Source organism: Rathayibacter sp. Leaf296, assembly GCF_001423045.1.
Classification (GTDB): Bacteria; Actinomycetota; Actinomycetes; order Actinomycetales; family Microbacteriaceae; genus Rathayibacter; species Rathayibacter caricis.
In genome coordinates, this window is the sequence record NZ_LMNR01000002.1 from 410,899 (window position 1) to 435,287 (window position 24,389).

The window sequence follows — 24,389 nt, forward strand, 5'->3', positions numbered from 1 at the left end:
TGGGCGAGCAGCTGCTCGAACGCGAGCTCGGCCGCTCCGATCATCAGCAGATCACCGCCGAGCTCGGTGCGCGCGATGCGGACGGACTCGAGCGCCACCCGGAACGGACCTCCGCGGGTCAGGCGCTCCTCGAGGAATCCGGGCGCCACGCCGACCAGGGCGCCGAGGAAGCCGCCGAGCACGACCAGCTGCGGGTTGAAGATGTTGACGACGTTCCGCAGTGCAACGGCCAGGTGGCCGAGCTGGCGCTCGACCTCCGCGCGGACCGCCGGGTCCTCCGAGTCGGCGAGCGCCTCCTCCAGCCGCTCGCTCTCCTCCAGGCCCAGCACGCGCAGCAGCTCGGCGCGGCCGACCTCGGTCTCGAGGCAGCCGACCGCGCCGCAGTGGCAGTCGACGCCCGCGCTATTGACGAGGGTGTGGCCGATCTCGCCCGCGTAGCCGTCGATGCCGTGCAGCGGAGCGCCTCCGACGATCACGCCGGCGCCGACGCCGCTCGCGCCGCCGTTGAGGTAGATCAGGTGCGAGACGTCGCGGCCGGCACCGAGCGCGCTCTCGGCCAGGGCGCCGAGGTTGGCGTCGTTCGCCGAGAGGACGGGGAGCCCGGTCGCGTCGGCGAGCATCCGCGAGAACGGCTCGTCGCTCCAGCCCAGGTGCGGACCGGTGCGGACGAGACCGTCGGCGTCCCGGACGAGTCCGGGCACGGCGACTCCGATGCCGACCGTGCGGGCGTCGGCCGGCAGCTCGGCGCGCAGCTCGGCGATCGCGTCCGCGGCGAGCGCGGCGGCCGCCTCGGCGGTGGGCACGGTCGCGGTGCGGCGGAGGCGGCGGCGCACCTCCGCGTCGAAGCCGACCACCGCGACCGTCACGGCGTCGATCTCGGGGTTCACGGCGAAGGCGACGACCCCCGGATCGGCCTCGACGATCGGACTCGGCCGGCCGACCTGGTTCAGCGTGTCGGGATCGCGCTCGCGGACGATGCCCAGCTCGACGAGCTCGCCCACGAGGGCGGCGATGGTGGACCGGTTGAGCCCGGTGGCCCGCGTCAGCTGCGAGCGGGAGCGGGGCCCGCCGCGGTGCACGAGGCGCAGGATCGCCGCCAGGTTGTGGCGTCGGACCCGGTCGAGAGTGTTGCCGCGCGTCGCGTGGTCGGGCATTCCGCGGTCTCCTCTGGTCTCGGGTCAGCCTATCGGCGGGCCTCGGCGCCCTCGTTCCCACGGAACCTCCGGGGTCAGCCCCCGATGCTCCTCCAGGTCCAGCTGCCCTCCGGCCCGTCGACGCTCACGTCGGCACCCGAGCGGGTGACGGTGAAGACCGTCTCGACCCCGGAGTCGTGCGCCACGACCCGCACCTCGCGCACACTGTCGCCGCCCGGGAACACCCGGAGCTCGAGCCCGTCGAGGTAGTCGTACTCCGCGACGTCGGTCCGGGAGCCCACCGGCACCACCGCGCCCTCGCGCACGTACAGCGGCAGGGTGTCGAAGCCGTGGACCTCCCGGCGCCACTCCCCCGTCGAGTCGACGGTCTCGCCGGTCCACCAGCTGGTCCAGCGTCCGCGGGGCAGGTAGAACTCGACCGAGCCGTCGGCGGTGAAGATCGGGGCGACCAGCAGGTCGTGGCCGAGCATGTACTGCGTGTCGAGGTGCGCGGCGTTCCGGTCGTCCTCGAACTCGAGCGTCATCGGCCGCATCACCGGGATCCCCTCGCGGGCCGCCTCCGCGCCGGCCGCGTAGAGGTAGGGCATCAGCGAGAGCTTCAGCTCGGTGAAGCGGCGGGTGATGTCGACCGCCTCGTCGCCGAACTCCCACGGCACGCGCACCGACGTCGAGCCGTGTAGGCGCGAGTGCGAGGAGAGCAGCCCGAACGCGAGCCAGCGCTTGAAGACTCCGGGGTCGGGCGTGCCCTCGAAGCCGCCGATGTCGTGCGCCCAGAAGCCGAAGCCGCCGAGCGCGAGAGACAGTCCGCCGCGGAGGGTCTCGGCCATCGACACGTAGGACGAGGTGTTGTCGCCGCCCCAGTGCACCGGAAGCGCCTGGCCGCCGACGGTCGCGCTGCGGGCGAAGAGCGTCGCGCGCCCCTCCCCCAGCTCCTCGACGAGCACCTGGTGCACCGCGAGGTTGTAGAGCTGGGTGTACCAGTTGTGCATCGCCTCCGGATCGGTGCCGTCGGCCCAGACCACGCCCTCGGCCGGGATCCGCTCGCCGAAGTCGGTCTTGAAGGAGTCGACGCCCTGGCGGACGAGCACGCGCAGCTTGTCCTGGAACCAGCGCGTCGCCTCCGGGTTCGTGAAGTCGACCAGCGCCATGCCGGCGACCCAGAGGTCCCACTGCCAGACGTCGCCCGACGTCGTCCTCAGCAGGTAGCCCTTCTCGCGGCCCTCCGCGAAGAGCGGCGAGGCCTGCGCGATGTACGGGTTGATCCAGACGCAGGTCTTCAGGCCCCGGTCGTGCAGGCGGGCGAGCATGCCCTCGGGGTCCGGGAAGGTGCGGGAGTCCCACTCGAGGTCGGTCCACTGGAACTCGCGCATCCAGAAGCAGTCGAAGTGGAAGGCCGACAGCGGCAGCTCGCGCTCGGCGAAGCCGTCGATGAAGGAGTTGACGGTGTCCTCGTCGTAGCTCGTGGTGAAGCTCGTGGTCAGCCAGAGGCCGTAGCTCCATGCGGGCACGACGGAGGGGCGGCCGGCGAGCCCCGTGTACCGGCGCAGGACGTCCTTCTTCGTCGGGCCCTGGATCACCAGGTACTCCAGCGCCTCGCCGCCGACCGAGAACTGCACGCGCTCGACCGACTCCGAGCCGATCTCGAACGAGACGAGGCCGGGGTCGTTGACGAGCACGCCGTAGCCGCGGTTGGAGAGGTAGAAGGGGACGTTCTTGTAGGCCTGCTCGGAGGAGGTCCCTCCGTCGGCGTTCCACACGTCGACCGTCTGGCCGTTCTTCACGAACGGGCCGAAGCGCTCGCCGAGACCGTAGACGAGCTCGCCGACGCCGAGGTCGAGCTGCTCGTGCACGTACGGGTCGCCGTCGGGTCCGGTCAGGTAGCCCTGGGACTTGCGGCCGGAGCCGGTCAGGCGCGTGCCGGTCGCGGTGTCCCAGAACTCGAGCGACCAGGGCGCACCCTGCGCGACGCGGACCTCGAGATCGCCCGTGCGGAGCACGCCGCCCGCCTCCGTGACGCTCGCCTCGCCGACCGACCCCTCGGTCAGCGCGAAGCCGGGACGGGTCGCCGTGCCGCGCCAGTGCTCGATGCGCACCTTCGCGACTCCCTCGGCGGGCGACGAGACCGTGACGGTGAGCGCGGGACGGTTCAGCACGTCGCCGCGGCCCTGGATGACCTTCGTCGGCGCGATCACCTCCAGTGCGGAGCCGGTGGCGCGGATGTCGTACGCCTCCTGCGCGAACAGGGCGGTGAATCCGGCCCTCGTCTGCCAGAACCCGTCGGTGAACTTCATGCGTGTGCCTCTCTGGTGGCGGTGGAGGTGGTCGTGCGTCGTGCGTCGTGCGTCGTGCGGGCACCGCGGAGCAGGGGCTCGGAGGCCCGTTGCCCGCGGTGCTGGCGCTACTTGACCGCGCCGGCGGTGATGCCGCGGGTCAGCGTGCGCTGGAAGATCAGGAAGAAGATCAGCGTCGGGAGCAGGCCCAGCAGGGCGCTCGCGCTGGTCGTCGTGACATCCATGATCTTGTCGCCCTGGAGGCTCGAGATCGCGATCGGGACGGTCTGCGTCGCGTCGCTCACGAGGAACACCAGCGGGATGAGGAACTCGTTCCAGGTCCAGATGAAGAAGAAGATCATCAGCACCGAGAGGGTCGGCCGCGAGATCGGCACGATCACCCGGGTGAGCACCTGCCACTTCGAGGCGCCGTCCAGCGCCGCGGCCTCGAGGATCTCCTTCGGGAACGTGCCGTAGACGCTCGAGAGCAGGTACGTGCCGAAGGCCGACTGGATGACCGTGAAGATGATGATCACGGACAGCTGGCTGTCGTAGATCCCCACCGCCTTGAACATGTAGTACAGCGGGTAGAGCAGGGCCTCCTGCGGCAGCATGTTCGCCAGCAGGAACAGCACGATGATCCAGCTGCGGCCCTTCACCCGGCCGATGCCGATCGCATAGGCGTTCAGCACCGAGAGGGCGACGGCGAGGATCGCGACCGACCCCGAGATCAGGATCGAGTTGACGAGCTTCTCGGGGAAGTTCACCCGCTCCCAGAAGGTCGACAGGCCGTCGAAGGAGAGCCCGGTCGGGAACGCGAGCGGCCCGTTCGCCGAGTACTCGGCGGGGGTCTTGAACGAGTTGAGCAGGATCAGCAGCACCGGGCTGATGATCACCAGCCCGATGACGATCGCGACCACGAGGATCGCCCAGTCGCCGATCGTGCGCTTGGTGGTGCCCTTGGCCGGCTTGGGCGCTCGGCGCGACGTGGTCAGGTCGCTGTCCGCGGTGCCCGCCTGCGTGAGGGGCAGGGTCTCGATGGCCGACATCAGCGGGCTCCTTCGCTGCGCTCGACGCGCTCCTGGGCGCGGATGAACAGCACAGCCAGGATGACGATGACGATCGTGAGCGCGGTCGCGATGGTGGCGCCGTAGCCCACCTGCTGCTTCTGGAAGAACTCGGTGTAGGAGTAGTAGCTCGGCACGATCGTCGAATCGCCCGGCCCGCCGCGGGTCAGCGCGTAGATCGGACCGAAGACCTTCAGCGCGGCGATGGTGCAGGTGAGGGTGACCACGAAGATCTCGGGGCGGATGATCGACACGGTGATCCAGCGGAAGCGCTGGAACCAGTTCGCGCCGTCGAGCTCCGCGGCCTCGTAGAGCTCCGGATCCACGCGCTGCAGCGCCGCCATGAAGATGACGACCGGGTAGCCCAGCTGGACCCAGATCATCACGACCATGATCGAGAGCATCGCGGTGTCGGGCTTGCCCAGCCAGTCGTGCGAGAGCGAGCCGAGTCCGACCGCCTCGAGGATCGTGTTGAGCGCGCCGTTGTCGGGACGCAGGATCCAGCCGATGACGATCGCCGCGATCACCGTGGGGAGGATCTGCGGGAGGTAGTAGGTGGCGCGGAGGAAGCTCGCGAGCTTCCCGCCGAACTTCTTGCCGACCAGGTCGAACAGGATCGCGGCGAGCAGGAGGCCGAGGATCGTCGGCACGATCACCATGGCGATGATCATGTAGACGGAGTTGAGGAACGAGGTCCAGAACTGGTCGTCGCCCATCAGCTCGACCCAGTTCTCGAGGCCGATGAAGATCGGCGGCTTGATGCCGCGCCACGAGGTGAAGCTGATGTAGACGTTCCACACGAGCGGGATCAGCACGATGAACGTGAAGAGCACGAACCCGGGGATCAGATAGAGCCAGTAGCCGCCCGAGCGCTTCTCGCGCGGGGGCTTCGCGGCCGGAGGCGGTGGCGCGCTCTCCGCGCGACGCGGGGCGGTCGTCGTCATGGGTACTCCTAGAGGTCGTGCGGGGAGGCGTGCGGGAGGGGGCCGCGAGATGCCGCTCCGGTACGGGTGCGACGGCGTGTCGTGTACCGGAGTGGCATCTCGCGGGGAGGGGATGCGGCGGGCGTGACCTCAGCGGAGCTTCATGCGACCCCATTGAGGGGTCGCCGTCGCGTCAGCGAGGCTTCCGCGGTGAGCACGCCTCCCGGCGTGCGGCTGCCGCCTTGGACGACATCAAGTGAGGCGCAGCCTCACTTGATGTCGTCCACTCCGTCGTCGTACTTCTCCTGCAGCTGCGACAGCATGTCGTCGGGCGACGTGGACTTGTTCAGCAGCTCCTGCGTCGCGGCGACGAGGTCGTCGTAGAAGGTCGCGGTGGGCCAGTCGGGGTAGAACGAGAGCTGGTCGCCGTCGACGACCGTCTTCCACTGCGACAGAAGCTCCTTGCTCTTCTCGTCCGTGATCGCCGACTCGTCGACGACCAGCGGGATGCCTCCGTTGTTGCCGATCAGGTTCTGGATCTCGGGGCGCATCGTGATGTCGATCCACTTGTAGGCGAGGTCCTTGTTCTTCGCCGTCTCGGGGATCACCCAGTGGTTGCCCGCCGAGCCCATCGTGAACTCCGCGCCCGGGAAGAGGAACGTGTTCCACTCGAAGCCGGTGATCTCGGTCTTGAAGCGGCCGAACCACCACGAGCCCGAGAAGAAGATCGGGTAGTCGCCCGAGATGAACGCGGTGCCCGCGTCCTCGGCCTTGAGGCCGGAGGCGTCCGGCGAGATGTAGCCCTTGTCGACGTACTCCTGGAGCTGGTCGGCGGCGTAGGACCACGCGGCGTCCGAGAAGTCGACCTCGCCTGTGTAGGTCTGGTAGTCGGTGATCCACTGGCGGTCGGCCTTCAGCAGCGCGAGCTGGTAGAAGAGCTGCTGCAGCGGGTACTCGGCCCCGGCCTCGGCGAGCGGCGTGATGCCCTTGGCCACGAACGAGTCGAGCACAGCGATGAACTCGTCGTAGGTCGTCGGCACCTCGATGCCGTTCGCCGCGAAGGCGTCCTCGTTGTAGTAGACGAAGGTGAACTCGCCGTAGTTCGGGATCCCGTACCAGGAGCCGGAGCCCATGATGCCGTCCTCGTCGTACTTGGCGGTCGTCTGCAGCGCACCCGGGACCAGCTTGTCCCAGCCGTAGAACTCGACGGCCTCGTCGAGGTTCGTGAGCAGGCCCTGGCTCGAGAGCAGGCCGCTCGTGGCGTTGCCCTTGTTGTACTCGACGACGTCCGGGGCCGAGTTCGAGTTGAAGATCTGGCTGGCGCCGGTGCGCAGCTGCTCGAAGGCCTTGAACTCGTAGGCGATCTCGGCGCCGGTCTCCTGCGTGAAGATGTCGCGGGCGGCGAGCCAGGCGATGCCGCGGTCGCTGTCGGGGGTCTCGAAGTCCCACATGGTGAGGGTGCGGCCGGCGCCGTCGACCTCGGTGGCGAGGGCGTCGGATCCGGCGTCGGATCCTCCTCCGGAGCAGGCGGCGAGAGCGAAGACCGCGCCGAGGCCGACGCCGCCGGCGAGGAGGCCGCGACGGCTGAGCGAGCCGACCGCGGCGGCGGTGGGGCGGTGGAAGGCGGTGCGGGGACGAGGCGACATAGCGGGTGTTCTCCTTCGGACGGTGCCGCTGGGCTGTGACTGCGTGGATGGGTGGTGGAGCGCTCTCCGCTCGGACGGACGTCGAAGCGTTTCGACGATCGACCGACGAGGAGCAGGAGCAGGAAGTGGAGGGAGGGGCGTCAGGAGGCGGTCGGCACGCGGGCGCCGATCGCCGCGGCCGCGACGGAGCCGCGGTCGACGTAGTGGGGCGGGAGGAGATCGACTCCGACGGTGCGTCCGGACTCGATCTGCTGGAGGGTGCGACCGACGGCCGCACGGCACATCGCGTCGAACGGGAGGGGGAAGGAGCTCACCGGGACCGGCAGCGCCGCTCCGTCGTAGCTCGCGCAGGCGGCGAGGACCGAGAGGTCCCCGGGGACGGAGAGGCCGCGCTCGAGCACGCGCTCGACGGCGGCCTCGGCCACGGGCTCGTTGCAGTGCAGCACGAGGGCGGTCGGGGCGATCGCGGATCCGAGGATCACGTCGACGGCGGACGCCGCGTGGGCGCGGCCGATGTGCGGCCGCTCGACGACGACCTCGAGGCCGAGCGCGGCGCACTCCGCCCGGAACGCGTCGTCGAAGCGGCGGACGAAGCCGGCGTTGCGGTCGGTGTACGACTGCGGGTGCTCGATCAGGCCGACGGACCGGTGGCCCTGCTCGGCGAGCGTGCGGACGCTCCGGCGCGCCGCCTCCGCGAAGTCCAGGTCGACGCAGGCGAGGTCGTGGGCGTCGGCGGGGACGCCGATGAAGGTCGCGGGCACTCCCGCGTCGCGGATGAGCGCGGCGCGGTCGTCGTCGTCGTCGACGCCCATCAGCACGATGCCGTCGACGAGAGAGGAGGAGGAGACCCGGTCGATGCCGCTGGAGGCCTCGTCGGTGACGAGCAGCAGCACGTCGTAGTCGGACTCGCGAGCCCGCTCGAGCACCTCGGTCACGAAGCGCATGTGGGTGGGCAGGTGCAGCTCGCCGCGCATCGGCGCCGAGAGGGCGAGGATGTGGGTCCGCGCCCCGGCGAGCATCCGAGCGCCGGCGTGCGGCCGGTAGCCGAGCTCGCGCACCGCGTCGTCGACCCGCTGGCGGGTGGTGGCGGCGATGGAGCGCTTGCCCGAGAGGGCGTAGGACACCGTGCTGATCGAGACCCCGGCAGCGCGGGCGACGTCGTGGATGGTCGCCATCGTTCCTCCTGCCGGACCTCGTCGTCGGACCCCCTCGATGCTCGAAACGCTTCGACGAGGCTGTGCTGCTGAGCACTGTACGCAGAGTCGAAGCGCTTCCGCAACAGGTTTGTCGCGACCCGCGACATATCGACCGCCGAGACCGGGGACGGCATCGATCGGCGTTGCGCCCGGCCGCCGCCCCCGATATGTTGGCCGCAACAACAATTCGGCGACGTCGCCGGAAAGGATCGGATCCATGTCCCTGACCCCCACCCGCGCCGACAAGTTCTCGTTCGGCCTCTGGACCATCGGCTACAACGGCACGGACCCCTTCGGCGGCCCGACCCGCGAGCCCCTCGATGTGGTGCACGCCGTCGAGAAGCTGGACGAGCTGGGCGCCTACGGCCTCACCTTCCACGACGACGACCTCTTCGCCTTCGGCTCGACCGACGCCGAGCGCCAGACCCAGATCGACCGCCTGAAGGGCGCGCTCGAGTCGACCGGCCTCGTCGTGCCGATGGTGACCACCAACCTCTTCAGCGCCCCGGTCTTCAAGGACGGCGGATTCACCTCCAACGACCGCGACGTCCGCCGCTTCGCGCTGCGCAAGGTCCTCCGCAACATCGACCTCGCCGCCGAGCTGGGCGCGAAGACCTTCGTGATGTGGGGCGGCCGCGAGGGCGCCGAGTACGACTCCGCCAAGGACATCCGCGCGGCCCTCGAGCGCTACCGCGAGGCCGTCAACCTGCTCGGCGACTACGTCACCGACAAGGGCTACGACATCCGCTTCGCCATCGAGCCCAAGCCCAACGAGCCCCGCGGCGACATCCTCCTGCCGACCCTGGGCCACGCGATCGCGTTCATCGACTCGCTCGAGCGCCCCGAGCTCGTGGGCGTCAACCCCGAGGTCGGCCACGAGCAGATGGCGGGCCTGAACTTCACCGCCGGCATCGCCCAGGCGCTGTACCACGGCAAGCTCTTCCACATCGACCTCAACGGCCAGCGCGGCATCAAGTACGACCAGGACCTCGTCTTCGGTCACGGCGACCTGCACAACGCGTTCTCGCTCGTCGACCTCCTCGAGAACGGCGGCCCCGGCGGCGTCCCGGCCTACGACGGCCCGCGCCACTTCGACTACAAGCCCTCGCGCACCGAGGACGAGACCGGAGTCTGGGACTCGGCCGCCGCGAACATGCGCACCTACCTGCTGCTGAAGGAGCGCGCCGCGGCCTTCCGCGCCGACCCCGAGGTGCAGGAGGCGCTCGCCGCCGCCAAGGTCGCCGAGCTGCAGACCCCGACGCTGAACGAGGGCGAGTCCTACGACGACCTGCTCGCCGACACCGCGTCGTACGAGTCGTTCGACACCGACGCCTACCTCGGCGGCAAGGGCTTCGGCTTCGTGCGCCTGCAGCAGCTCGCGACCGAGCACTTGCTCGGCGCGCGCTGATCGCTCCGGCACTCCCCTGACGGACGAGACCCCTGCCCTGCGGCACGGGGTCTCGTCCGTTCCCTCGTACCCCCTCGAAGACGCATCCCGCCGCGGCGGGAGGAACGGACACGGCGATGACGCTGGTCGCAGGAGTCGACTCGTCGACCCAGAGCTGCAAGGTGGTCGTCCGCGACCTCGAGAGCGGAGCGGTGGTCCGCACCGGTCGCGCGAGCCACCCCGACGGCACCGAGGTGCACCCCTCGTCCTGGTGGGACGCGCTGACCGCCGCCCTGGCCGATGCGGGCGGACTTGACGACGTCGCCGCGATCTCGATCGGCGGGCAGCAGCACGGCATGGTCGTCCTCGACGCCGACGGCGAGGTGATCCGGCCCGCCCTGCTCTGGAACGACACGCGCAGCGCGGGTGCCGCCGAGGCGCTGGTCGCCGAGCTCGGGGCGGAGGAGTGGGCGCGCCGCACCGGCACGGTCCCGGTCGCCTCCTTCACGGCCACGAAGCTCCGCTGGCTGCGCGACGCCGAGCCCGAGAACGCGGCCCGCGTCGCGGCGGTCGCCCTCCCCCACGACTGGCTGACCTGGCGGCTGCTGGGCTACGGCCCCGGCTCCCCGCGCGGCGTGGACCTCGACGCGCTGACGACCGACCGCTCGGACGCCTCCGGCACCTCGTACTGGGGCGCCGACGGCTACGACCTCGAGCTGCTCGAGCACGCGCTCGGCCACCGTCCGGCGCTCCCCCGCGTGCTCGGTCCGTCGGAGGAGGCGGGTCGGACGTCGGAGGGCCTCGTGGTCGGCCCCGGCGCCGGTGACAACGCGGGCGCCGCCCTCGGTCTGGGTGCGGGGCCCGGCGACGTGGTCGTCAGCATCGGCACGAGCGGCACCGTCTTCGCGGTGACCGAGGACCCGGTGCGCGACCCCTCCGGGACCGTCGCCGGCTTCGCCGACGCGAGCGGGCGCTTCCTGCCGCTCGTCGCGACGCTCAACGCCGCCCGGGTGCTGTCCTCGACCGCCGCCCTGCTCGGAGCCGGCTTCGACGAGTTCGCCGACCTCGCGCTGCAGGCGGAGCCGGGCGCCGACGGCCTCGTGCTCGTCCCGTACTTCGAGGGCGAGCGCACCCCCAACCTGCCGGATGCGACCGCGAGCCTGCACGGCATGACCATCGCCTCGACCACTCGGCCGAATCTCGCCCGCGCGGCGATCGAGGGCATGCTCTGCGGCCTGGCCGACGGCCTCGACGCGGTGCGCGGCCTCGGAGTGGAAGCGCGGCGCATCCTGCTGATCGGCGGAGCGGCGCAGAACCGCGCCGTGCAGCTGGCCGCCTCACAGGTGTTCGACGTGCCCGTGGTCGTGCCGACCCCCGGCGAGTACGTGGCCGACGGAGCCGCGGTGCAGGCCGCGTGGGCGCTGACCGGCTCGCGGCCGACCTGGCGGGTCACCTCGGTGGCCGAGCCGACGGCCGACCACCGCCCCGCGATCCGCGCGCAGTACGCGGCGGCACGCGCCTGACGCCGCTGGTGAGGCGGGTCTCGATACGCGCTGCGCGCTACTCGACCAGCAAGCCCTCCCTTGCTGATCGAGTAGCCGTCGCAGACGGCGTATCGAGATCCCCACCCGAGACCCGCCCCGCGTCAGGACGTCATCGAGTCCACGTACTCGCGGTTCTCGTCCATCCAGGCCGCGAGCGCCGCGTCGCGGTCGTCCGACGCGGAGTTGAACAGCGCGTTCTCGAGCGAGTAGAGCGTCTCCGAGTCCATCCGGAAGTCGCGCATCCAGCTGCTCAGCGTCGGGAAGTCGCCGTCGAACGAGCTCGAGCCGAACGAGTGGATGTCCTCCGCCTCGCCGAGGAGCCCCTTCGGGTCCTCGAGGTCCTTCACCGGGAACGCGTCGTAGGCCCAGTGCGGGCGCCAGAGCGTCACGGCGATGTCCTCGCCGTTCGCCGTCGCGGTCTCGAGCTCCTGCAGCATCGCCGGCGTCGACGACGTCAGGTACTCCATGCCCTCGAGGCCGTACCCGGGGATGACCTCCTCCGTCGTGACGGCGTTCAGCCCGGACCCGGGCTCGATGCCGATGAGCCGGTTCCCGACGACGTCCGGATTCGCGGCGAGCTCCTCGAGCGTGTCGATCGGAGCGTCCTCGTTGACCGCGATGGTCAGCTTCGCCTCGTCGTTCCAGGCGCCGAGGTCGACGAGGTCGTCGCCGTACTGCTCCAGGTAGCTGCCGTGGGTGGTCGGCAGCCACGTGTCCAGCGCCAGGTCGTAGCTCCCGGCGGCGAGTCCCGCGAAGCCGGGCGCGACGTCGATGTCCGAGAGCTCGACGTCGTAGCCCTGCTCCTCGAGCACGGCGCCCCAGAGCGCCGACACCGCGATGCCCTCGTCCCAGCCCTGGAACACCGCCAGGCGCACGTCGGTGCGGTCGCCGTTGTCGACGGAGGCGGTGCTCGCCGGCCCCGCGACGGCCGACGCGCCGAGCGAGGCGACGACGGCGATCGACACGGCCGCGACGGCCGAGCGGGTCAGGACCACCGCACGACGGCTGCCGGCCCGGGCGACGCGGGCGGGCGAGGGCTTCCCCAGCGCTCCCGTCATCCGGTCGAGCACGATCGCGAGGATCACCACCGAGATGCCGGCCTCGAACCCGAGCGACACGTCGATCCGGTTGAGGCTCGCGACGACGTCGCCACCGAGCCCGCCCGCCCCGACGATGCCCGCGATGACCACCATCGAGAGCGACAGCATGATCACCTGGTTGAGCCCCGCCAGGATCGACGGCAGCGCGAGCGGCAGCTGGATCTGGCGCAGGATCCGCCACTTCGAGGAGCCGAACGCCTCCCCCGCCTCGACGAGCTCGGGGTCGACCCCGCGGATGCCGAGCTCGGTCAGTCGGACGCCGGGCGCCATCGCGAAGACGATCGTCGCGACGATGCCGGGCACGACTCCGACGCGGAAGAAGATCAGCGCCGGGATGAGGTACACGAACGCCGGCATGGTCTGCATCAGATCGAGCACCGGGCGGAGGATCGTGGAGGCCGTCCGGTTGCGCGCGGCGAGCACGCCCAGCGGCACGCTCAACGCGATGGCGATCACGGAGGCGACGAGCACCAGCGCGAGCGAGTCCATCGCGTTCTCCCACTGGTCCACGCTCACGATCACCAGGAGCCCCACCGCGGTGCCGATCGCGAGGACCCACCCGCGCGCGGCGTAGGCGAGCACCGCGAGGAACGCGATGATCACCCAGAACGGCGGAGTGGCGAGCACCGCGTCGACTCCCGTGTAGAGAGCGCCGAAGACGGTCCTGATCAGGTCGAAGACGGGCTGGAAGACCGCGGTGAGGGCGTCGATGCCGCTCTCGACGGCGTCACCCAGGGGCAGGCGGATCATCGGACGCCCCCCTCGCTCGCGAGCACGGAGTCGTCGACGGGTCCGCCCGTCGCGTGCAGCGTGGCCGTGACGAGCTCCGTCGGGATCGTCGCCGGCGGCTCGATCACGGGCTGCTCCCCGGTCTGCGAGCTGATGTTGCCGAGGGCGGCCAGCAGCGTGACGCGCGGGATCGCCCCGAGCAGGCGTCCGCTCCCGTCGACGACCGCGACGGGCAGCTCCGTCTCGACGGCGGGCTCGATGATCTCGCTCAGCGCGGTGTCCGGAGCGACGGCGACGACGTCCGCAGTGACGACGGCCGAGAGATCGACCTCGCTCCGGCGCACCTGCCCCATCACGTCGCGGTCGCGGACGGTCCCGACCAGTCGGCGTCCGGCGCCGACCACGAACGCCGCGGAGGTCTGCAGGTCGCGCATCCCGCGGAGCGCCGCCCGGGGCCCGGCGGCGAGGGTCACGACGGAGCGCGGCGGCTCCATCACGGCGGCGGCGGTCAGCACGCGCGCCCGATCGACGTCCTGCACGAACTGCGCGACGTAGTCGTTCGCCGGGTCCGTGAGGATCTCCTCCGGAGTGCCGATCTGCACGATGCGGCCGTCGCGCATGACGGCGATCCGGTCACCGAGGAGCATCGCCTCGTTGAGGTCGTGGGTGATGAAGACGATCGTCTTGCCGAGCTCCTGCTGCAGCTCGATCAGCTGCTCCTGCATCTCGCGCCGGATGAGCGGGTCGAGTGCCGAGAACGCCTCGTCCATCAGGACGATGCCGGTGTCGGCGGCCAGGGCGCGGGCGAGGCCGACGCGCTGGCGCATGCCTCCGGACAGCTCGTCGGGCGTCTTGTCGTGCCAGCCGGCGAGTCCGGCGCGCTCGATCGCCAGCAGCGCGCGCTCCCGCCGCTCCTCGACCGGGACACCCTGGATCTCGAGCGGGTAGGCGACGTTGTCGAGCACGGTGCGGTGCGGCAGCAGCGCGAAGTGCTGGAACACCATCGAGACGGAGGAGCGGCGCACGCGCCGCAGCTCCCCCTCGGGCACCCCCGTGATGCTCGATCCGTCGATCAGGACCTCGCCCGCCGTCGGCTCCTGCAGGCCGTTGAGCATCCGGATCAGCGTGGACTTGCCGGAGCCCGAGAGCCCCATCACCACGAAGATCTCGCCGCGGCGCACGGCGAACGAGGCGTCGATCACCGCCGCGGTCCCGGAGGAGCCGAGGTCGGCCCGGTCCACGCCCGCCCGCAGTCGTCTCACCGCCTCGTCGGGACGCCGTCCGAAGACCTTGAAGAGCCCTCTCGCCTCGAGGGCGGGGACGGCGAGGTCCTCGAGGACCACTCCGCCCGCGGGCTCGCTGATGTCGTTCTGGTTCTGCTGCACGTACGCTCCGTCGGGGCGCAGGACGGATCCCGCGCTCTCTCATCTCGTGGTGCCGGGTCGGGGCGCGTGGGACTCCCCGGATCGAGCCTCCGCGTGCTGCCCGCCGCGCGACGCAGGCGGGGGACGGAGGCGTCCGGGGTGCGTCCGAGGCGGCCTCGGGGCCGCCTCCGCTCCCGCTGACCGTACGCTCGCGGCTCTCCGTCACGGGGACGGGGCACGGGCGCGGACCGGTTCATCGGGGTCTCGAAGACCGCCGTCCACGGTAGCCGCGGAGCCCCGATCCGGCAAATGTCGGACGATTGGAGGAGGGGTGTCGACGCGTCTCCGCCCCGGGATCCGGGCCGCGGAATCCCTGGTCAGAGCAGCTTTCGTGTCGTTGCGCGATCGTTACGCGAGGATCGGGAGGAAACCGACCGGCGCTGGGGATCAGGCCGTCGTGTCCCCCGACGGACCGGAGGGAGCAGCCGCTCCCACTCCGCTCACCGGCTCGCCCTGCCACGACTCGAGCACCCACTCCGAGCCGCCGCCGACGAGCACGACGACGCCGGTGTTGTCGAGCAGGTGATCGGCGATGAAGCGCGCGTCGAGGTCCGCCGAGCGCAGCCCCGCCCAGCAGCGGATCGCCGCCCCGTGGCTGACCAGCGCGACCGTGCCGTGCCCCGACGACTCCGCCTCAGCGACGACGGAGTCGTACCGCGCCGCGAACTCCTCGCCCGTCTCGCCCCCGGCGAGCCTCAGCCCGGTCTCGCCGCCGGCCCAGCGGAACACGGTGCCCATGTACTCCTCGACCGCGGCCTCGTCGCCGCGCATCTCGAGACCGGCCGCCGCGATCTCGCGGATCCCGTCGCGCTCGATCGGCTCGAGCCCCAGGGCAGCCGCGAGCGGCGCCGCCGTCTCGTGGGTCCGGCGCATCGTCGAGACGTAGAGCGCGCCGAGACCCTCACCGGCGAGGGTCTCGGGCAGCAGCTCGGCCTGGGTGCGTCCGAGCTCGGTCAGCCCGGGTCCCGGGATGCGGGTGTCGAGGAGCCCGGCGACGTTCGAAGGCGTCTGGCCGTGGCGGATGAGGAGCAGGCGCATCCGTCCACGGTACCCGCCGCGCATCCGGGGAACCCCGGACCGTCGAGGGAGCCCGCCGCACCGGGCTGTCTCGACGGTCGGAGGCTCCCTCGGCGCCCGGCCACGGCTCCCGCCCCGCGCGCACCCCCTGTGCCAGAATGACCGGGACCGAAGGGACGCGCCTGTGCCGACACGATCAGGACGCAGCTCCGGAGTGACCCTGCACGACGTCGCGCGAGAGGCCGGCGTCTCGCTCGCCACCGCGTCGCGATCGCTGAACGGCAGTCAGCGCAAGGTCGCCGAGGAGTACCGGGTCCGCGTGCTCGCGGCCGCCCAGCGCCTCGGCTACTCCCCCAACCTCTCGGCCCAGGCCGTCGCCAAGGGCTCGACCAGCACGGTCGCCCTGATCGTCAGCGACATCGCCGACCCCTACTTCTCGACCATCGCCGCGGGCGTCGCCGGAGCGGCGGAGGAGCTCGGCCTGGTCGTCACGATGGCCGTCACCGGCCGCGACTCCGCTCGCGAGCTCGCCATCGTGCGGGCCCTGCGCGGCGCGCGGCCGCGGGTGATGATCCTCGCGGGCAGCCGCTTCGCCGGCGAGGACGAGCGCGACGCGCTCATCGCCGAGCTCACCTCGTTCGAGGCCGCGGGCGGCCGCGTCGTGCTGATCAGCCAGGGCGGCCTGCCGTTCCCGACCGTCGTGCTCGACAACCGCGCGGGTGCGCGAGCGCTGGCCGAGGCCCTCGTCGGGCAGGGCTACCGGCGCTTCGGAGTCGTGTCCGGCAGCCCCGCGATCCTCACGTCGCACGACCGCGTGCAGGGATTCCGCGAAGGGCTCGAGGCGCACGGCATCGCCCTCGACGCCGCGCTCGTGGTCGAGGCGCCTTTCTCGCGCGACGGAGGATTCGACGGCGCCACGCGGCTCCTCGCCGAGCATCGCGACGAGATGGACCTCGTCTTCGCGGTGAGCGACGTGATGGCGATGGGCGTCTCCTCCGCACTGCGCGCGGCCGGGATCGAGCCCGGCGCCGACCTCGGCGTCGCGGGCTTCGACGACATCCCCACGGTGCGCGACGTGCACCCCGCGCTCACCACTGTGGCCGTGCCGCTGCGGGAGCTGGGCGAGCGCTCTCTCGCCGTCGCGCTCGGCGACGACGACGCTCCCGCCGAGCCCGTCGCGACCTCGGTGGTCCTGCGCGCGAGCACTCCAGGGCCCCGAGCGACGTAAGGTGTGCTCACACGCGCCCGCGGACGGGCGGGTCCCGCGCTGACGCGGGCTCGGACGGTCCCTGCGACAGGGCGCCGCCGATCACAGAGAGCCACGGTGCCCCGATGCCGGAAGACAAGCCCGCGCCCCGGGCTCCCAGCATCTACGACGTCGCGCGCGCCGCCGGGGTCTCGCACCAGACCGTCTCCCGCGTCCTGAACGACCACCCGAGCCTGCGCGCCGAGACCAAGCGCCGCGTCCTCGCCGTGATGGCCGACCTCGACTACCGGCCCAACCTCGCCGCCCGCGCGCTGGTCACCAGCCGCACGCGCACCGTCGGCGTGCTGTCCTCGCAGAGCCTCCAGTACGGCCCGGCGTCGAGCATCCAGGCGATCGAGGTCGCTGCGCGCGATGCCGGCTACCTCGTCGTCACCGCCAACGTCGACGGCACCGACGGCGAATCGATCCAGGCCGGGATCCGCCACCTGCTGAACCAGGCGGTCGAGGGTCTCGTGGTCATCGCGCCGCAGATCCGCGTGTTCGACATCCTCTCGGGGGCCGCGCTGCGGATCCCGCACGTGACCCTGCAGACCTCGGACGACTCCCGCGACGACGCGCTCTACGTCGACCAGATGGCGGGGGCGCGCCTGGCCACCGCGCACCTGATCGACCTCGGGCACACCGAGATCGTGCACCTGGCGGGCCCCCAGGACTGGATCGAGGCGGAGGCGCGGATGCGCGGCTTCCTGGCCGAGCTCGACGACCGCGACATCGCGATGCGGCCGCCGCTCCTGGGCGACTGGAGCGCCGAGCGCGGCCACCGCGTGGGCCTCGAGCTCGCGCGGTTCCTCGACTTCACGGCCGTCTTCGCCGCGAACGACCAGATGGCGCTGGGCCTGCTGAGCGCCTTCCACGAGTGCGGGATCCGGGTGCCCGAGGACGTCAGCGTGATCGGCTACGACGACATCCCCGAGGCCGCGTTCTACTGGCCGCCGCTGACGAGCGTCCGCCAGGACTTCGCCGAGCTCGGCCGCCGCTGCATGGCGACGCTGCTCAGCCTGATCGAGGGCGAGCGGCCGGAGCCGGCGCCACCGATCGAGCCGCACCTCGTCGTCCGCGGGTCCACCGCGGTGCCCCGCACCCTGCGCCCGGTGGGCGTCGCGGAGCGTCCGTCACCGCGCGCCGTTACCGAGTCGCAACTTTCCCGGTGGCACGAAAGCGATCCGCGGGTCTAGCATCACTCCATGTGATCGCTCACATGAGCGCTCACATCCCGCCCCGCATCCGGGAGCGGCCCCTCCCACTGCATTCAATGACGAAGGAATCACAGTGACCACTATGAAGCGCTCCCTCCTCGCCGGTCTCGCCGGCGGAGCGATGATCCTCTCCCTCGCAGCCTGCTCCAGCGGCGGCGACTCGGGCAGCGGCGAAGGCGGCGGCGAAGGCGGACTGGTCGGCGTCGCGATGCCGACGAAGTCCTCCGAGCGCTGGATCGCCGACGGCGACAACGTCAAGTCGCAGCTCGAGGAGGCCGGCTACGAGGTCGACCTGCAGTACGCCGAGGACGACATCCCCACCCAGGTCTCGCAGCTCGAGAACATGATCACCAAGGGCGCCAAGGCCCTGATCATCGCCTCGATCGACGGCACCACCCTCACGAGCGTGCTCGAGGAGGCGGCCGCGAACGACATCCCGGTCATCGCCTACGACCGCCTCATCCGCGACTCCGAGAACGTCGACTACTACGCGACCTTCGACAACTACAAGGTCGGCGTGCAGCAGGCCACCTCGCTCCTCGCGGGCCTGGGCCTGACCGACCTGACCGGAGCCCCCGCCGCCGACGCGCCGGCCGGCCCGTTCAACATCGAGCTGTTCGCCGGAAGCCCCGACGACAACAACGCCACGTTCTTCTTCAACGGCGCGATGGACACCCTCAAGCCCTTCATGGACGACGGCACCCTCGTCGTCAAGAGCGACGAGACCGAGTTCACCACCGTCGCCACGCTGCGCTGGGACCCCGAGGTCGCCCAGAGCCGCATGGAGGACATCCTGACCAAGTCGTACTCCGACGGATCCCAGGTCCAGGGCGTCCTCTCGCCCTACGACGGCCTCAGCCGCGGCATCATCTCGGCCCTGACCGACGCCGGCTACACCGTCGGAACCGACTTCCCGATCATCACCGGCCAGGACGCCGAGCTCGACTCGGTCAAGGCGATCATCTCGGGCGAGCAGTACGCGACCATCTACAAGGACACCCGCGAGCTCGCGGCCGAAGCCGTCACCATGGCGCAGGCCGTCCTCGAGGGCACCGAGCCCGAGGTCAACGACACCGAGACCTACGACAACGGCGAGAAGGTCGTCCCGTCGTACCTCCTCGAGCCCGTCATCGTGACCAAGGACGACATCGAGTCGGTCCTGGTCGATGGCGGCTACTACACCGACGCCGAGATCAACGGTTAATCGCGAACCTCGGTGGGGTGATCTGCGGCGTTGTCGTCGGGCGCGATGGTTCCACCATCGCTTCCTCCTCCGCCTTGCAGCTCACCCCACCGAGAACCGCGACCGCCCTTCCAGAGGAGGAGCTCCGCGACAGCCCTCCAGAGGAGGAGCCGCCGCGGACGCCCTCCCGAGGAGGAGCTGACGCGTCACTCCTCTTAATAACGAGGAGCGGAAGCGAGCGAGGCCTCCCCCGAGGGGCCGTGACCGGATCGGCGCCCGAGAGGGTGCGGGTCGCGAGTCGGTACTGAACGATCCGAGCCGGGTGCCCGAGAGGGGGCCCGGCTCCCTGAAGGAGTGAGGCGTAGTGAGCACCAACATTCTCGAGATGCGCGGGATCACCAAGACGTTCCCGGGTGTCAAAGCGCTGCAGGACGTGACCCTGAACGCCGCGCGCGGCGAGGTGCACGCGATCTGCGGCGAGAACGGCGCCGGCAAGTCGACGCTGATGAAGGTCCTGTCCGGGGTCTACCCGCACGGCACCTACGAGGGCGACATCGTCTTCGAGGGCGACGTGATGCAGTTCGGCAGCATCCGCGACTCGGAGGCCAAGGGCATCGTCATCATCCACCAGGAGCTGGCCCTCAGCCCCTACCTCTCCATCGCCGAGAACATCTTCCTCGGCAACGAGGTCCGCGGATTCGCGGGGCTGATCGACTGGAACAAGACCAACCAGGAGGCGGCCGCGCTGCTCGCCCGGGTGGGTCTGAAGGAGAACCCCACGACGAAGATCCAGGAGATCGGAGTCGGCAAGCAGCAGCTCGTCGAGATCGCCAAGGCGCTCTCCAAGCGGGTCAAGCTGCTCATCCTCGACGAGCCCACCGCGGCGCTCAACGACGAGGACTCGGACCACCTGCTCGACCTGATCCTGCACCTCAAGGAGCAGGGCATCACGTCGCTGATCATCAGCCACAAGCTGAACGAGATCAAGAAGATCGCGGACACCGTGACGGTCATCCGCGACGGCAAGACGATCGAGACCATCGCTCACGACGACGTGACCGAGGACCGGATCATCAAGGACATGGTCGGCCGCGACCTCGACCACCGCTACCCGGACCACACCCCGCACATCGGCGAGGAGATCCTCCGCGTCGTGGACTGGACCGCCCACCACCCGCAGGACCCGACGCGCGTCATGGTCGACAAGGTGAACCTCACGGTGCACCGCGGCGAGATCGTCGGCATCGCCGGCCTCATGGGCGCGGGTCGCACAGAGTTCGCGATGAGCCTCTTCGGCCGCTCCTACGGCAGCCGCATCTCGGGCCAGGTCTTCAAGGCCGGCAAGGAGATCAAGATGCGCAACGTGTCGGAGGCGATCGCCCACGGGCTCGCCTACGCCACGGAGGACCGCAAGCACTACGGCCTCAACCTCATCGACGACATCAAGCGGAACATCTCGCTGGCCTCGCTCGAGAAGGTGTCGAAGGGCGGACTCGTCGACGACAACCGCGAGTTCGAGGTCGCGAACGAGTACCGCGGCAGCATGAACATCAAGTCGCCGACCGTCCTCGCCAAGACCGGCAAGCTCTCGGGCGGCAACCAGCAGAAGGTCGTCCTGTCGAAGTGGATCTACTCCGACCCCGACGTCCTGATCCTCGACGAGCCCACCCGCGGCATCGACGTGGGAGCGAAGTACGAGATCTACACCATCATCAACAAGCTCGCGGCGGCGGGTAAGGGGATCATCGTCATCTCCTCCGAGCTCCCCGAGCTGCTCGGCATCTGCGACCGCGTGTACGCGCTGTCGGAGGGCCGGATCACGGGCGAGCTGCCCATCGCCGAGGCGACCCCCGAGGCGGTCCTCACCCTCATGACCCAGGAGAAGCAACGATGACCGATCTGCAGAACACCCCGCCCACGGCGGCGGGTGCGCAGGTGAACCCCACCGAGAACGCGTTCACGAAGCGCCTCAGCCACGTGCTGGGCGACCTCGGGAAGAACGGCATCTTCCTCGCCCTCATCGTCGTGGTGCTGCTGTTCCAGATCATGACCGAGGGGATCCTGCTGCGCCCGCAGAACATCTCCAACCTGATCGTCCAGAACGGCTACATCCTGATCCTCGCCATCGGCATGGTGATGGTCATCGTGGCCGGCCACATCGACCTCTCGGTCGGCTCGGTCGCCGCGTTCGTCGGAGCCGTCTCGGGCGTCTTCGCCGTCAACATGGGCCTCCCGTGGTGGCTGTCGATCATCCTGTCGCTCGGAATCGGCGCCCTCGTCGGCGCCTGGCAGGGCTTCTGGATCGCCTTCGTCGGCATCCCAGCGTTCATCGTGACGTTGGCGGGCATGCTGATCTTCCGCGGCCTCGCGCTCGTCGTCCTCGGCAACGCGAACATCGGCTCCTTCCCGATCGAGTACCGCGCGCTGGGCAACGGCTTCCTCACCGACCTGTTCGGCGAGACCGCGCTCGACCCGCTGTCGCTCGGAGTCGGCGCGCTGGCGATCATCGCCCTCACCGTCCAGTCGGTGCGGACCCGTCGCGGACGCCAGAAGTACAACCAGAGCGTCGAGCCGGGTGCCTGGTTCGTGACCAAGCTCGTTCTGGTCGCGGTCGTCATCGGCGCCTTCGCCTACGCGCTCTCCACCTTCAAGGGCATCCCGGTGACCCTGATCGTGCTGGCCGTGCTCGTGCTGGTCTACGGCGTCGTGATGAACCGCTCGGTCTTCGGCCGCCACGTCTACGCGATCGGCGGCAACCTGCACGCCGCGGAGCTGTCGGGCATCAAGACCCGCAACGTGACCTTCTGGCTGTTCGTCAACATGGGCGTCCTCGCCGCCCTCGCCGGACTCGTCTTCACCGCCCGCCTGAACCTCGCCGGCCCGAAGGCCGGAGACGGCTTCGAGCTCGAGGCCATCTCGGCCGCCTTCATCGGCGGCGCGGCGGTCCAGGGCGGCGTCGGCACCATCGGCGGCGCGATCCTCGGTGGTCTGATCATCGGAGTCCTGAACAACGGCATGTCGATCATGGGCATCGGCATCGAGTGGCAGCAGGCGGTCAAGGGCCTCGTGCTCCTGCTCGCGGTCGCCTTCGACGTCTACAACAAGCGCCGCGCAGGCGGACGCTGATCGGAGTCCCGTGCCCGACTGGTCGCGGTTCCTCCCGCTGAGCGCTCGGCCCGACGTCGACGAGTCGGGAGTCAGCAACGACTGGCGCCCGCTCGTCGCCGATCGACTCGATCGCCTCGCGGTACTGGCCGCCTCCCCCTCCTTCCTGGAGGAGGAGGCGGCCGGTGCCGTCTCCGCCCCTTCCACCCCTCCTCCCTCCACCGCCGCCGTGCTCGGCGAGCTCGTGGTGCGGCTCTCGAGCAGCACCGGCCAGCGCCTCGCCACCCGCGTCGGCGCCAGGGAGGCGGGCTCCCCTCCCCCGGCCGAGCAGATCCCCGGCGCTCTCAGGGCGCTCGCCTCGGCCCGGCGCTCCGGATCCGGATCCCGCGGCGTGGCCGACCTGGTCGACGTCGTCCGGGTCGAGCTGAGCCTCGTCACCGGGGTCGACCTGCCGCCCCGCGTCTCGGGCGCGATCGCGATGGAGCGGATGCAGCGCGCGCCGCTCCCGATCCGCGCCGCGCTCCGCGGCCGCTCCCTCGTCGCGACCGACGCGGGCTGGGAGCTGGGCCTGGGCCCGGCCGTCCGCGCGCCGGCCGAAGTGCTGCTGCGCTTCCTCCTCGGGCTCGGCCCGTTCCCGGACGCGCCGCCCGCGGACGCGCCGGGCCCGGCTCCCCGACCGCGCCCGTAGCATCGGGGCATGAACCGCTCGCTGCCGAGAAGCTCACCGTCCGCCCGCGGAGTGGACGCCGCCGGCGTCCTCGCCCTCATCGACTCCCTCGAGGAGGCGCCCGGCATCGAGCTGCACGGGCTCGTGCTGGTGCGCGGCGGGAGCGTCGTCGCCGAGGGCTGGTGGGCGCCCTACTCGGCCGAGCGGCTGCACCTGCTCTACTCCTACTCGAAGAGCTTCACGGCGACCGCGATCGGCCTCGCCGTCGCCGAGGGGCTCGTCGACCTCGACGCCACCGTGCTCTCCTACTTCCCCGAGCTCGACGCGGAGGTGACGGACGAGCGCTCGCGCGCGATCCGCGTCCGGCACGTGCTCGCGATGGCCAGCGGGCACCGCGAGGAGACGATCGACCGCGCGCGGGCGCTCGATCCGGTCGACATGGTCCGCGGCTTCCTCCTGGTGCCGCCCGACGAGGAGCCCGGCGGGCTCTTCGCCTACAACCAGCCGTGCACGTTCGCCGCCGCCGCGATCGTGCAGCGGGTGAGCGGGGAGTCGCTGGTCGACTACCTCCGGCCGCGGCTGCTCGATCCGCTGGGGATCGGCGAGGTCGCCTGGCTGCGCGACGCCTCCGGTCGCGAGATCGGCTACAGCGGACTGCACGCCACGACCGAGGCCGCGGCGGCGCTCGCGCTGCTCTACCGGCAGGAGGGCCGCTGGGACTCGGAGCAGCTGCTGAGCGCCGAGTGGGTCGCGGAGGCGTCGACCGCCCACGTCCCCACGCCGACCGGGACCGGCGACGACTGGACCGGCGGCTACGGCTTCCAGTTCTGGCGCTCGCAGCACGGCTACCGGGCCGACGGCGCCTACGGGCAGTTCGGCCTCGTGCTGCCCGAGCACGACGCGGTGCTCGCGATCACCGGCCAGACGACCGACACGGAGGGCCTGCTCGCGCGGGTCTGGGAGCACCTGCTGCCGGCGCTCCTGCCGGCGTGCGCCGTCGCCCCGACCGAGGCGGAGGAGGCGCTCGCGACACGCCTCGGCGCGCTCGGCCTCCCTCCGCTCGCCCCTGCCGCCGTCGACGTCGCGCCCGGCCGCTACCGGCCGTCGCACTCGGACGTCCTCTCGCTGACCGGCCTCGAGCTCTCGGTCGAGGCCGCGGGCTGGACGCTCGCGCTGATCGAGGGCGAGGACCGGCTGCTCGTCGCGCCGGGATCCGGGGAGTGGACGACGACGGACGTCCTGGCCGCGAGCGCCGGCCGCGGCCCCGCCGGCGAGCTGCTCGTCGACGTGCTGTTCCTCGAGACGCCGCATCGACTGCACCTCGCGCTCGATGCCGCCGCCGCGACGTTCACCGCGCGCTGGGCGACGGAGCCGCTGCACGCCGGCCCGCTGCGCGAGCTGCGCGCCCCGCGCTGACGCAGGGAGAGCCCGCCCCCCTCGTGCATGTCCACGTCGCCCTGTACGGTGGATCGCAGGAATGTTTACGTGAACACCCGTGAAGTCCCCGTGCAAAG

Annotated in this window: 18 protein-coding genes; 9 read left to right on the top strand and 9 right to left on the bottom strand. The window is 71.0% G+C overall.

What is annotated here, in order from left to right; translation table 11 throughout:
- From ASF46_RS19430 to ASF46_RS12175, 6 genes are all read right to left on the bottom strand, one after another.
- Positions 1-1,154 (bottom strand): ROK family transcriptional regulator (locus ASF46_RS19430; protein WP_056867830.1); only part of this gene is annotated, 1,154 nt, incomplete at its 3' end.
- Positions 1,155-1,228: 74 nt separating this feature from the next.
- Complete coding sequence (gene yicI, locus ASF46_RS12155) at positions 1,229-3,445, bottom strand: alpha-xylosidase (RefSeq protein ID WP_056867831.1); 2,217 nt, start codon at positions 3,443-3,445, stop codon at positions 1,229-1,231.
- A 107-nt stretch (positions 3,446-3,552) separates the two neighbouring features.
- Positions 3,553-4,473: a carbohydrate ABC transporter permease gene (locus tag ASF46_RS12160; RefSeq protein WP_082485466.1), complete on the bottom strand. Its 921-nt coding sequence runs from the start codon at positions 4,471-4,473 to the stop codon at positions 3,553-3,555.
- Entirely contained in the window at positions 4,473-5,435 is a 963-nt protein-coding gene (locus ASF46_RS12165; RefSeq protein ID WP_056867832.1) for a carbohydrate ABC transporter permease, read from the bottom strand. Before ASF46_RS12165 ends, ASF46_RS12160 begins: the two co-directional genes overlap by 1 nt.
- A 248-nt stretch (positions 5,436-5,683) precedes the next feature.
- Positions 5,684-7,060, bottom strand: a complete 1,377-nt coding sequence (locus ASF46_RS12170; RefSeq protein ID WP_056867833.1) for an ABC transporter substrate-binding protein — start codon at positions 7,058-7,060, stop codon at positions 5,684-5,686.
- 140 nt (positions 7,061-7,200) lie between these two features.
- Entirely contained in the window at positions 7,201-8,235 is a 1,035-nt protein-coding gene (locus tag ASF46_RS12175) for a LacI family DNA-binding transcriptional regulator (RefSeq protein WP_056867834.1), read from the bottom strand.
- Positions 8,236-8,473: 238 nt separating this feature from the next.
- On the opposite strand from ASF46_RS12175, the gene xylA reads away from it, so the two are divergent.
- Positions 8,474-9,664, top strand: coding sequence for a xylose isomerase (gene xylA, locus ASF46_RS12180; protein WP_056867835.1), 1,191 nt, complete (start codon positions 8,474-8,476; stop codon positions 9,662-9,664).
- Between the two features lie 116 nt (positions 9,665-9,780).
- Positions 9,781-11,166 carry a xylulokinase gene (xylB, locus tag ASF46_RS12185; RefSeq protein WP_056867836.1) on the top strand — a complete coding sequence of 462 codons (1,386 nt, stop codon included), beginning with the start codon at positions 9,781-9,783 and terminating at the stop codon, positions 11,164-11,166.
- Between the two features lie 122 nt (positions 11,167-11,288).
- Here xylB and ASF46_RS19885 read toward each other — a convergent pair whose 3' ends face one another.
- From ASF46_RS19885 to ASF46_RS12200, 3 genes are all read right to left on the bottom strand, one after another.
- Positions 11,289-13,037 (bottom strand): ABC transporter permease/substrate binding protein, encoded by a 1,749-nt coding sequence (locus ASF46_RS19885; RefSeq protein ID WP_056867837.1) that lies wholly within the window; start codon positions 13,035-13,037, stop codon positions 11,289-11,291.
- A complete protein-coding gene (locus ASF46_RS12195; protein ID WP_416351490.1) occupies positions 13,034-14,401 on the bottom strand; it encodes a quaternary amine ABC transporter ATP-binding protein in 1,368 nt (455 codons plus the stop codon). The genes ASF46_RS19885 and ASF46_RS12195 overlap by 4 nt, the downstream gene beginning before the upstream one ends.
- A gap of 426 nt (positions 14,402-14,827) precedes the next feature.
- Positions 14,828-15,478, bottom strand: coding sequence for a histidine phosphatase family protein (locus ASF46_RS12200; RefSeq protein ID WP_056867838.1), 651 nt, complete (start codon positions 15,476-15,478; stop codon positions 14,828-14,830).
- 193 nt (positions 15,479-15,671) lie between these two features.
- Between ASF46_RS12200 and ASF46_RS12205 the strand changes: the two genes are divergently transcribed.
- The 7 genes from ASF46_RS12205 to ASF46_RS12235 all read left to right on the top strand — a co-directional run bounded on the left by ASF46_RS12205 (position 15,672) and on the right by ASF46_RS12235 (position 24,291).
- The gene (locus ASF46_RS12205; protein WP_235576940.1) at positions 15,672-16,685 is read left to right on the top strand and encodes a LacI family DNA-binding transcriptional regulator; all 1,014 of its coding nucleotides are present in this window, start codon (positions 15,672-15,674) and stop codon (positions 16,683-16,685) included.
- 104 nt (positions 16,686-16,789) lie between these two features.
- Positions 16,790-17,899 carry a LacI family DNA-binding transcriptional regulator gene (locus ASF46_RS12210; protein ID WP_082485467.1) on the top strand — a complete coding sequence of 370 codons (1,110 nt, stop codon included), beginning with the start codon at positions 16,790-16,792 and terminating at the stop codon, positions 17,897-17,899.
- A gap of 103 nt (positions 17,900-18,002) precedes the next feature.
- The gene (gene chvE, locus ASF46_RS12215; RefSeq protein WP_056867840.1) at positions 18,003-19,124 is read left to right on the top strand and encodes a multiple monosaccharide ABC transporter substrate-binding protein; all 1,122 of its coding nucleotides are present in this window, start codon (positions 18,003-18,005) and stop codon (positions 19,122-19,124) included.
- A gap of 343 nt (positions 19,125-19,467) precedes the next feature.
- Complete coding sequence (gene mmsA / locus ASF46_RS12220) at positions 19,468-20,997, top strand: multiple monosaccharide ABC transporter ATP-binding protein (protein ID WP_055791163.1); 1,530 nt, start codon at positions 19,468-19,470, stop codon at positions 20,995-20,997.
- A complete protein-coding gene (gene mmsB / locus ASF46_RS12225; protein ID WP_056867841.1) occupies positions 20,994-22,229 on the top strand; it encodes a multiple monosaccharide ABC transporter permease in 1,236 nt (411 codons plus the stop codon). The genes mmsA and mmsB overlap by 4 nt, the downstream gene beginning before the upstream one ends.
- A 10-nt stretch (positions 22,230-22,239) precedes the next feature.
- Positions 22,240-22,896, top strand: a complete 657-nt coding sequence (locus tag ASF46_RS12230; protein ID WP_056867842.1) for a hypothetical protein — start codon at positions 22,240-22,242, stop codon at positions 22,894-22,896.
- Positions 22,897-22,905: 9 nt separating this feature from the next.
- On the top strand, positions 22,906-24,291 hold the full coding sequence (locus ASF46_RS12235; RefSeq protein WP_056867843.1) for a serine hydrolase domain-containing protein: 1,386 nt from the start codon (positions 22,906-22,908) through the stop codon (positions 24,289-24,291).
- Positions 24,292-24,389 lie beyond the last annotated feature (98 nt).

What these genes read in the sequence shown, in the direction of transcription:
- ASF46_RS12200 (WP_056867838.1), bottom strand. Translation starts at nt 15,478, where the DNA reads ATGCGCCTGCTCCTCATCCGCCACGGCCAGACGCCTTCGAACGTCGCC.
- ASF46_RS12235 (WP_056867843.1), top strand. Translation starts at nt 22,906, where the DNA reads ATGAACCGCTCGCTGCCGAGAAGCTCACCGTCCGCCCGCGGAGTGGAC.
- ASF46_RS12160 (WP_082485466.1), bottom strand. Translation starts at nt 4,473, where the DNA reads ATGTCGGCCATCGAGACCCTGCCCCTCACGCAGGCGGGCACCGCGGAC.
- yicI (WP_056867831.1), bottom strand. Translation starts at nt 3,445, where the DNA reads ATGAAGTTCACCGACGGGTTCTGGCAGACGAGGGCCGGATTCACCGCC.
- ASF46_RS12165 (WP_056867832.1), bottom strand. Translation starts at nt 5,435, where the DNA reads ATGACGACGACCGCCCCGCGTCGCGCGGAGAGCGCGCCACCGCCTCCG.
- xylB (WP_056867836.1), top strand. Translation starts at nt 9,781, where the DNA reads ATGACGCTGGTCGCAGGAGTCGACTCGTCGACCCAGAGCTGCAAGGTG.
- chvE (WP_056867840.1), top strand. Translation starts at nt 18,003, where the DNA reads ATGAAGCGCTCCCTCCTCGCCGGTCTCGCCGGCGGAGCGATGATCCTC.
- ASF46_RS12210 (WP_082485467.1), top strand. Translation starts at nt 16,790, where the DNA reads ATGCCGGAAGACAAGCCCGCGCCCCGGGCTCCCAGCATCTACGACGTC.
- ASF46_RS12175 (WP_056867834.1), bottom strand. Translation starts at nt 8,235, where the DNA reads ATGGCGACCATCCACGACGTCGCCCGCGCTGCCGGGGTCTCGATCAGC.
- ASF46_RS19885 (WP_056867837.1), bottom strand. Translation starts at nt 13,037, where the DNA reads ATGATCCGCCTGCCCCTGGGTGACGCCGTCGAGAGCGGCATCGACGCC.
- mmsB (WP_056867841.1), top strand. Translation starts at nt 20,994, where the DNA reads ATGACCGATCTGCAGAACACCCCGCCCACGGCGGCGGGTGCGCAGGTG.
- xylA (WP_056867835.1), top strand. Translation starts at nt 8,474, where the DNA reads ATGTCCCTGACCCCCACCCGCGCCGACAAGTTCTCGTTCGGCCTCTGG.
- ASF46_RS12170 (WP_056867833.1), bottom strand. Translation starts at nt 7,060, where the DNA reads ATGTCGCCTCGTCCCCGCACCGCCTTCCACCGCCCCACCGCCGCCGCG.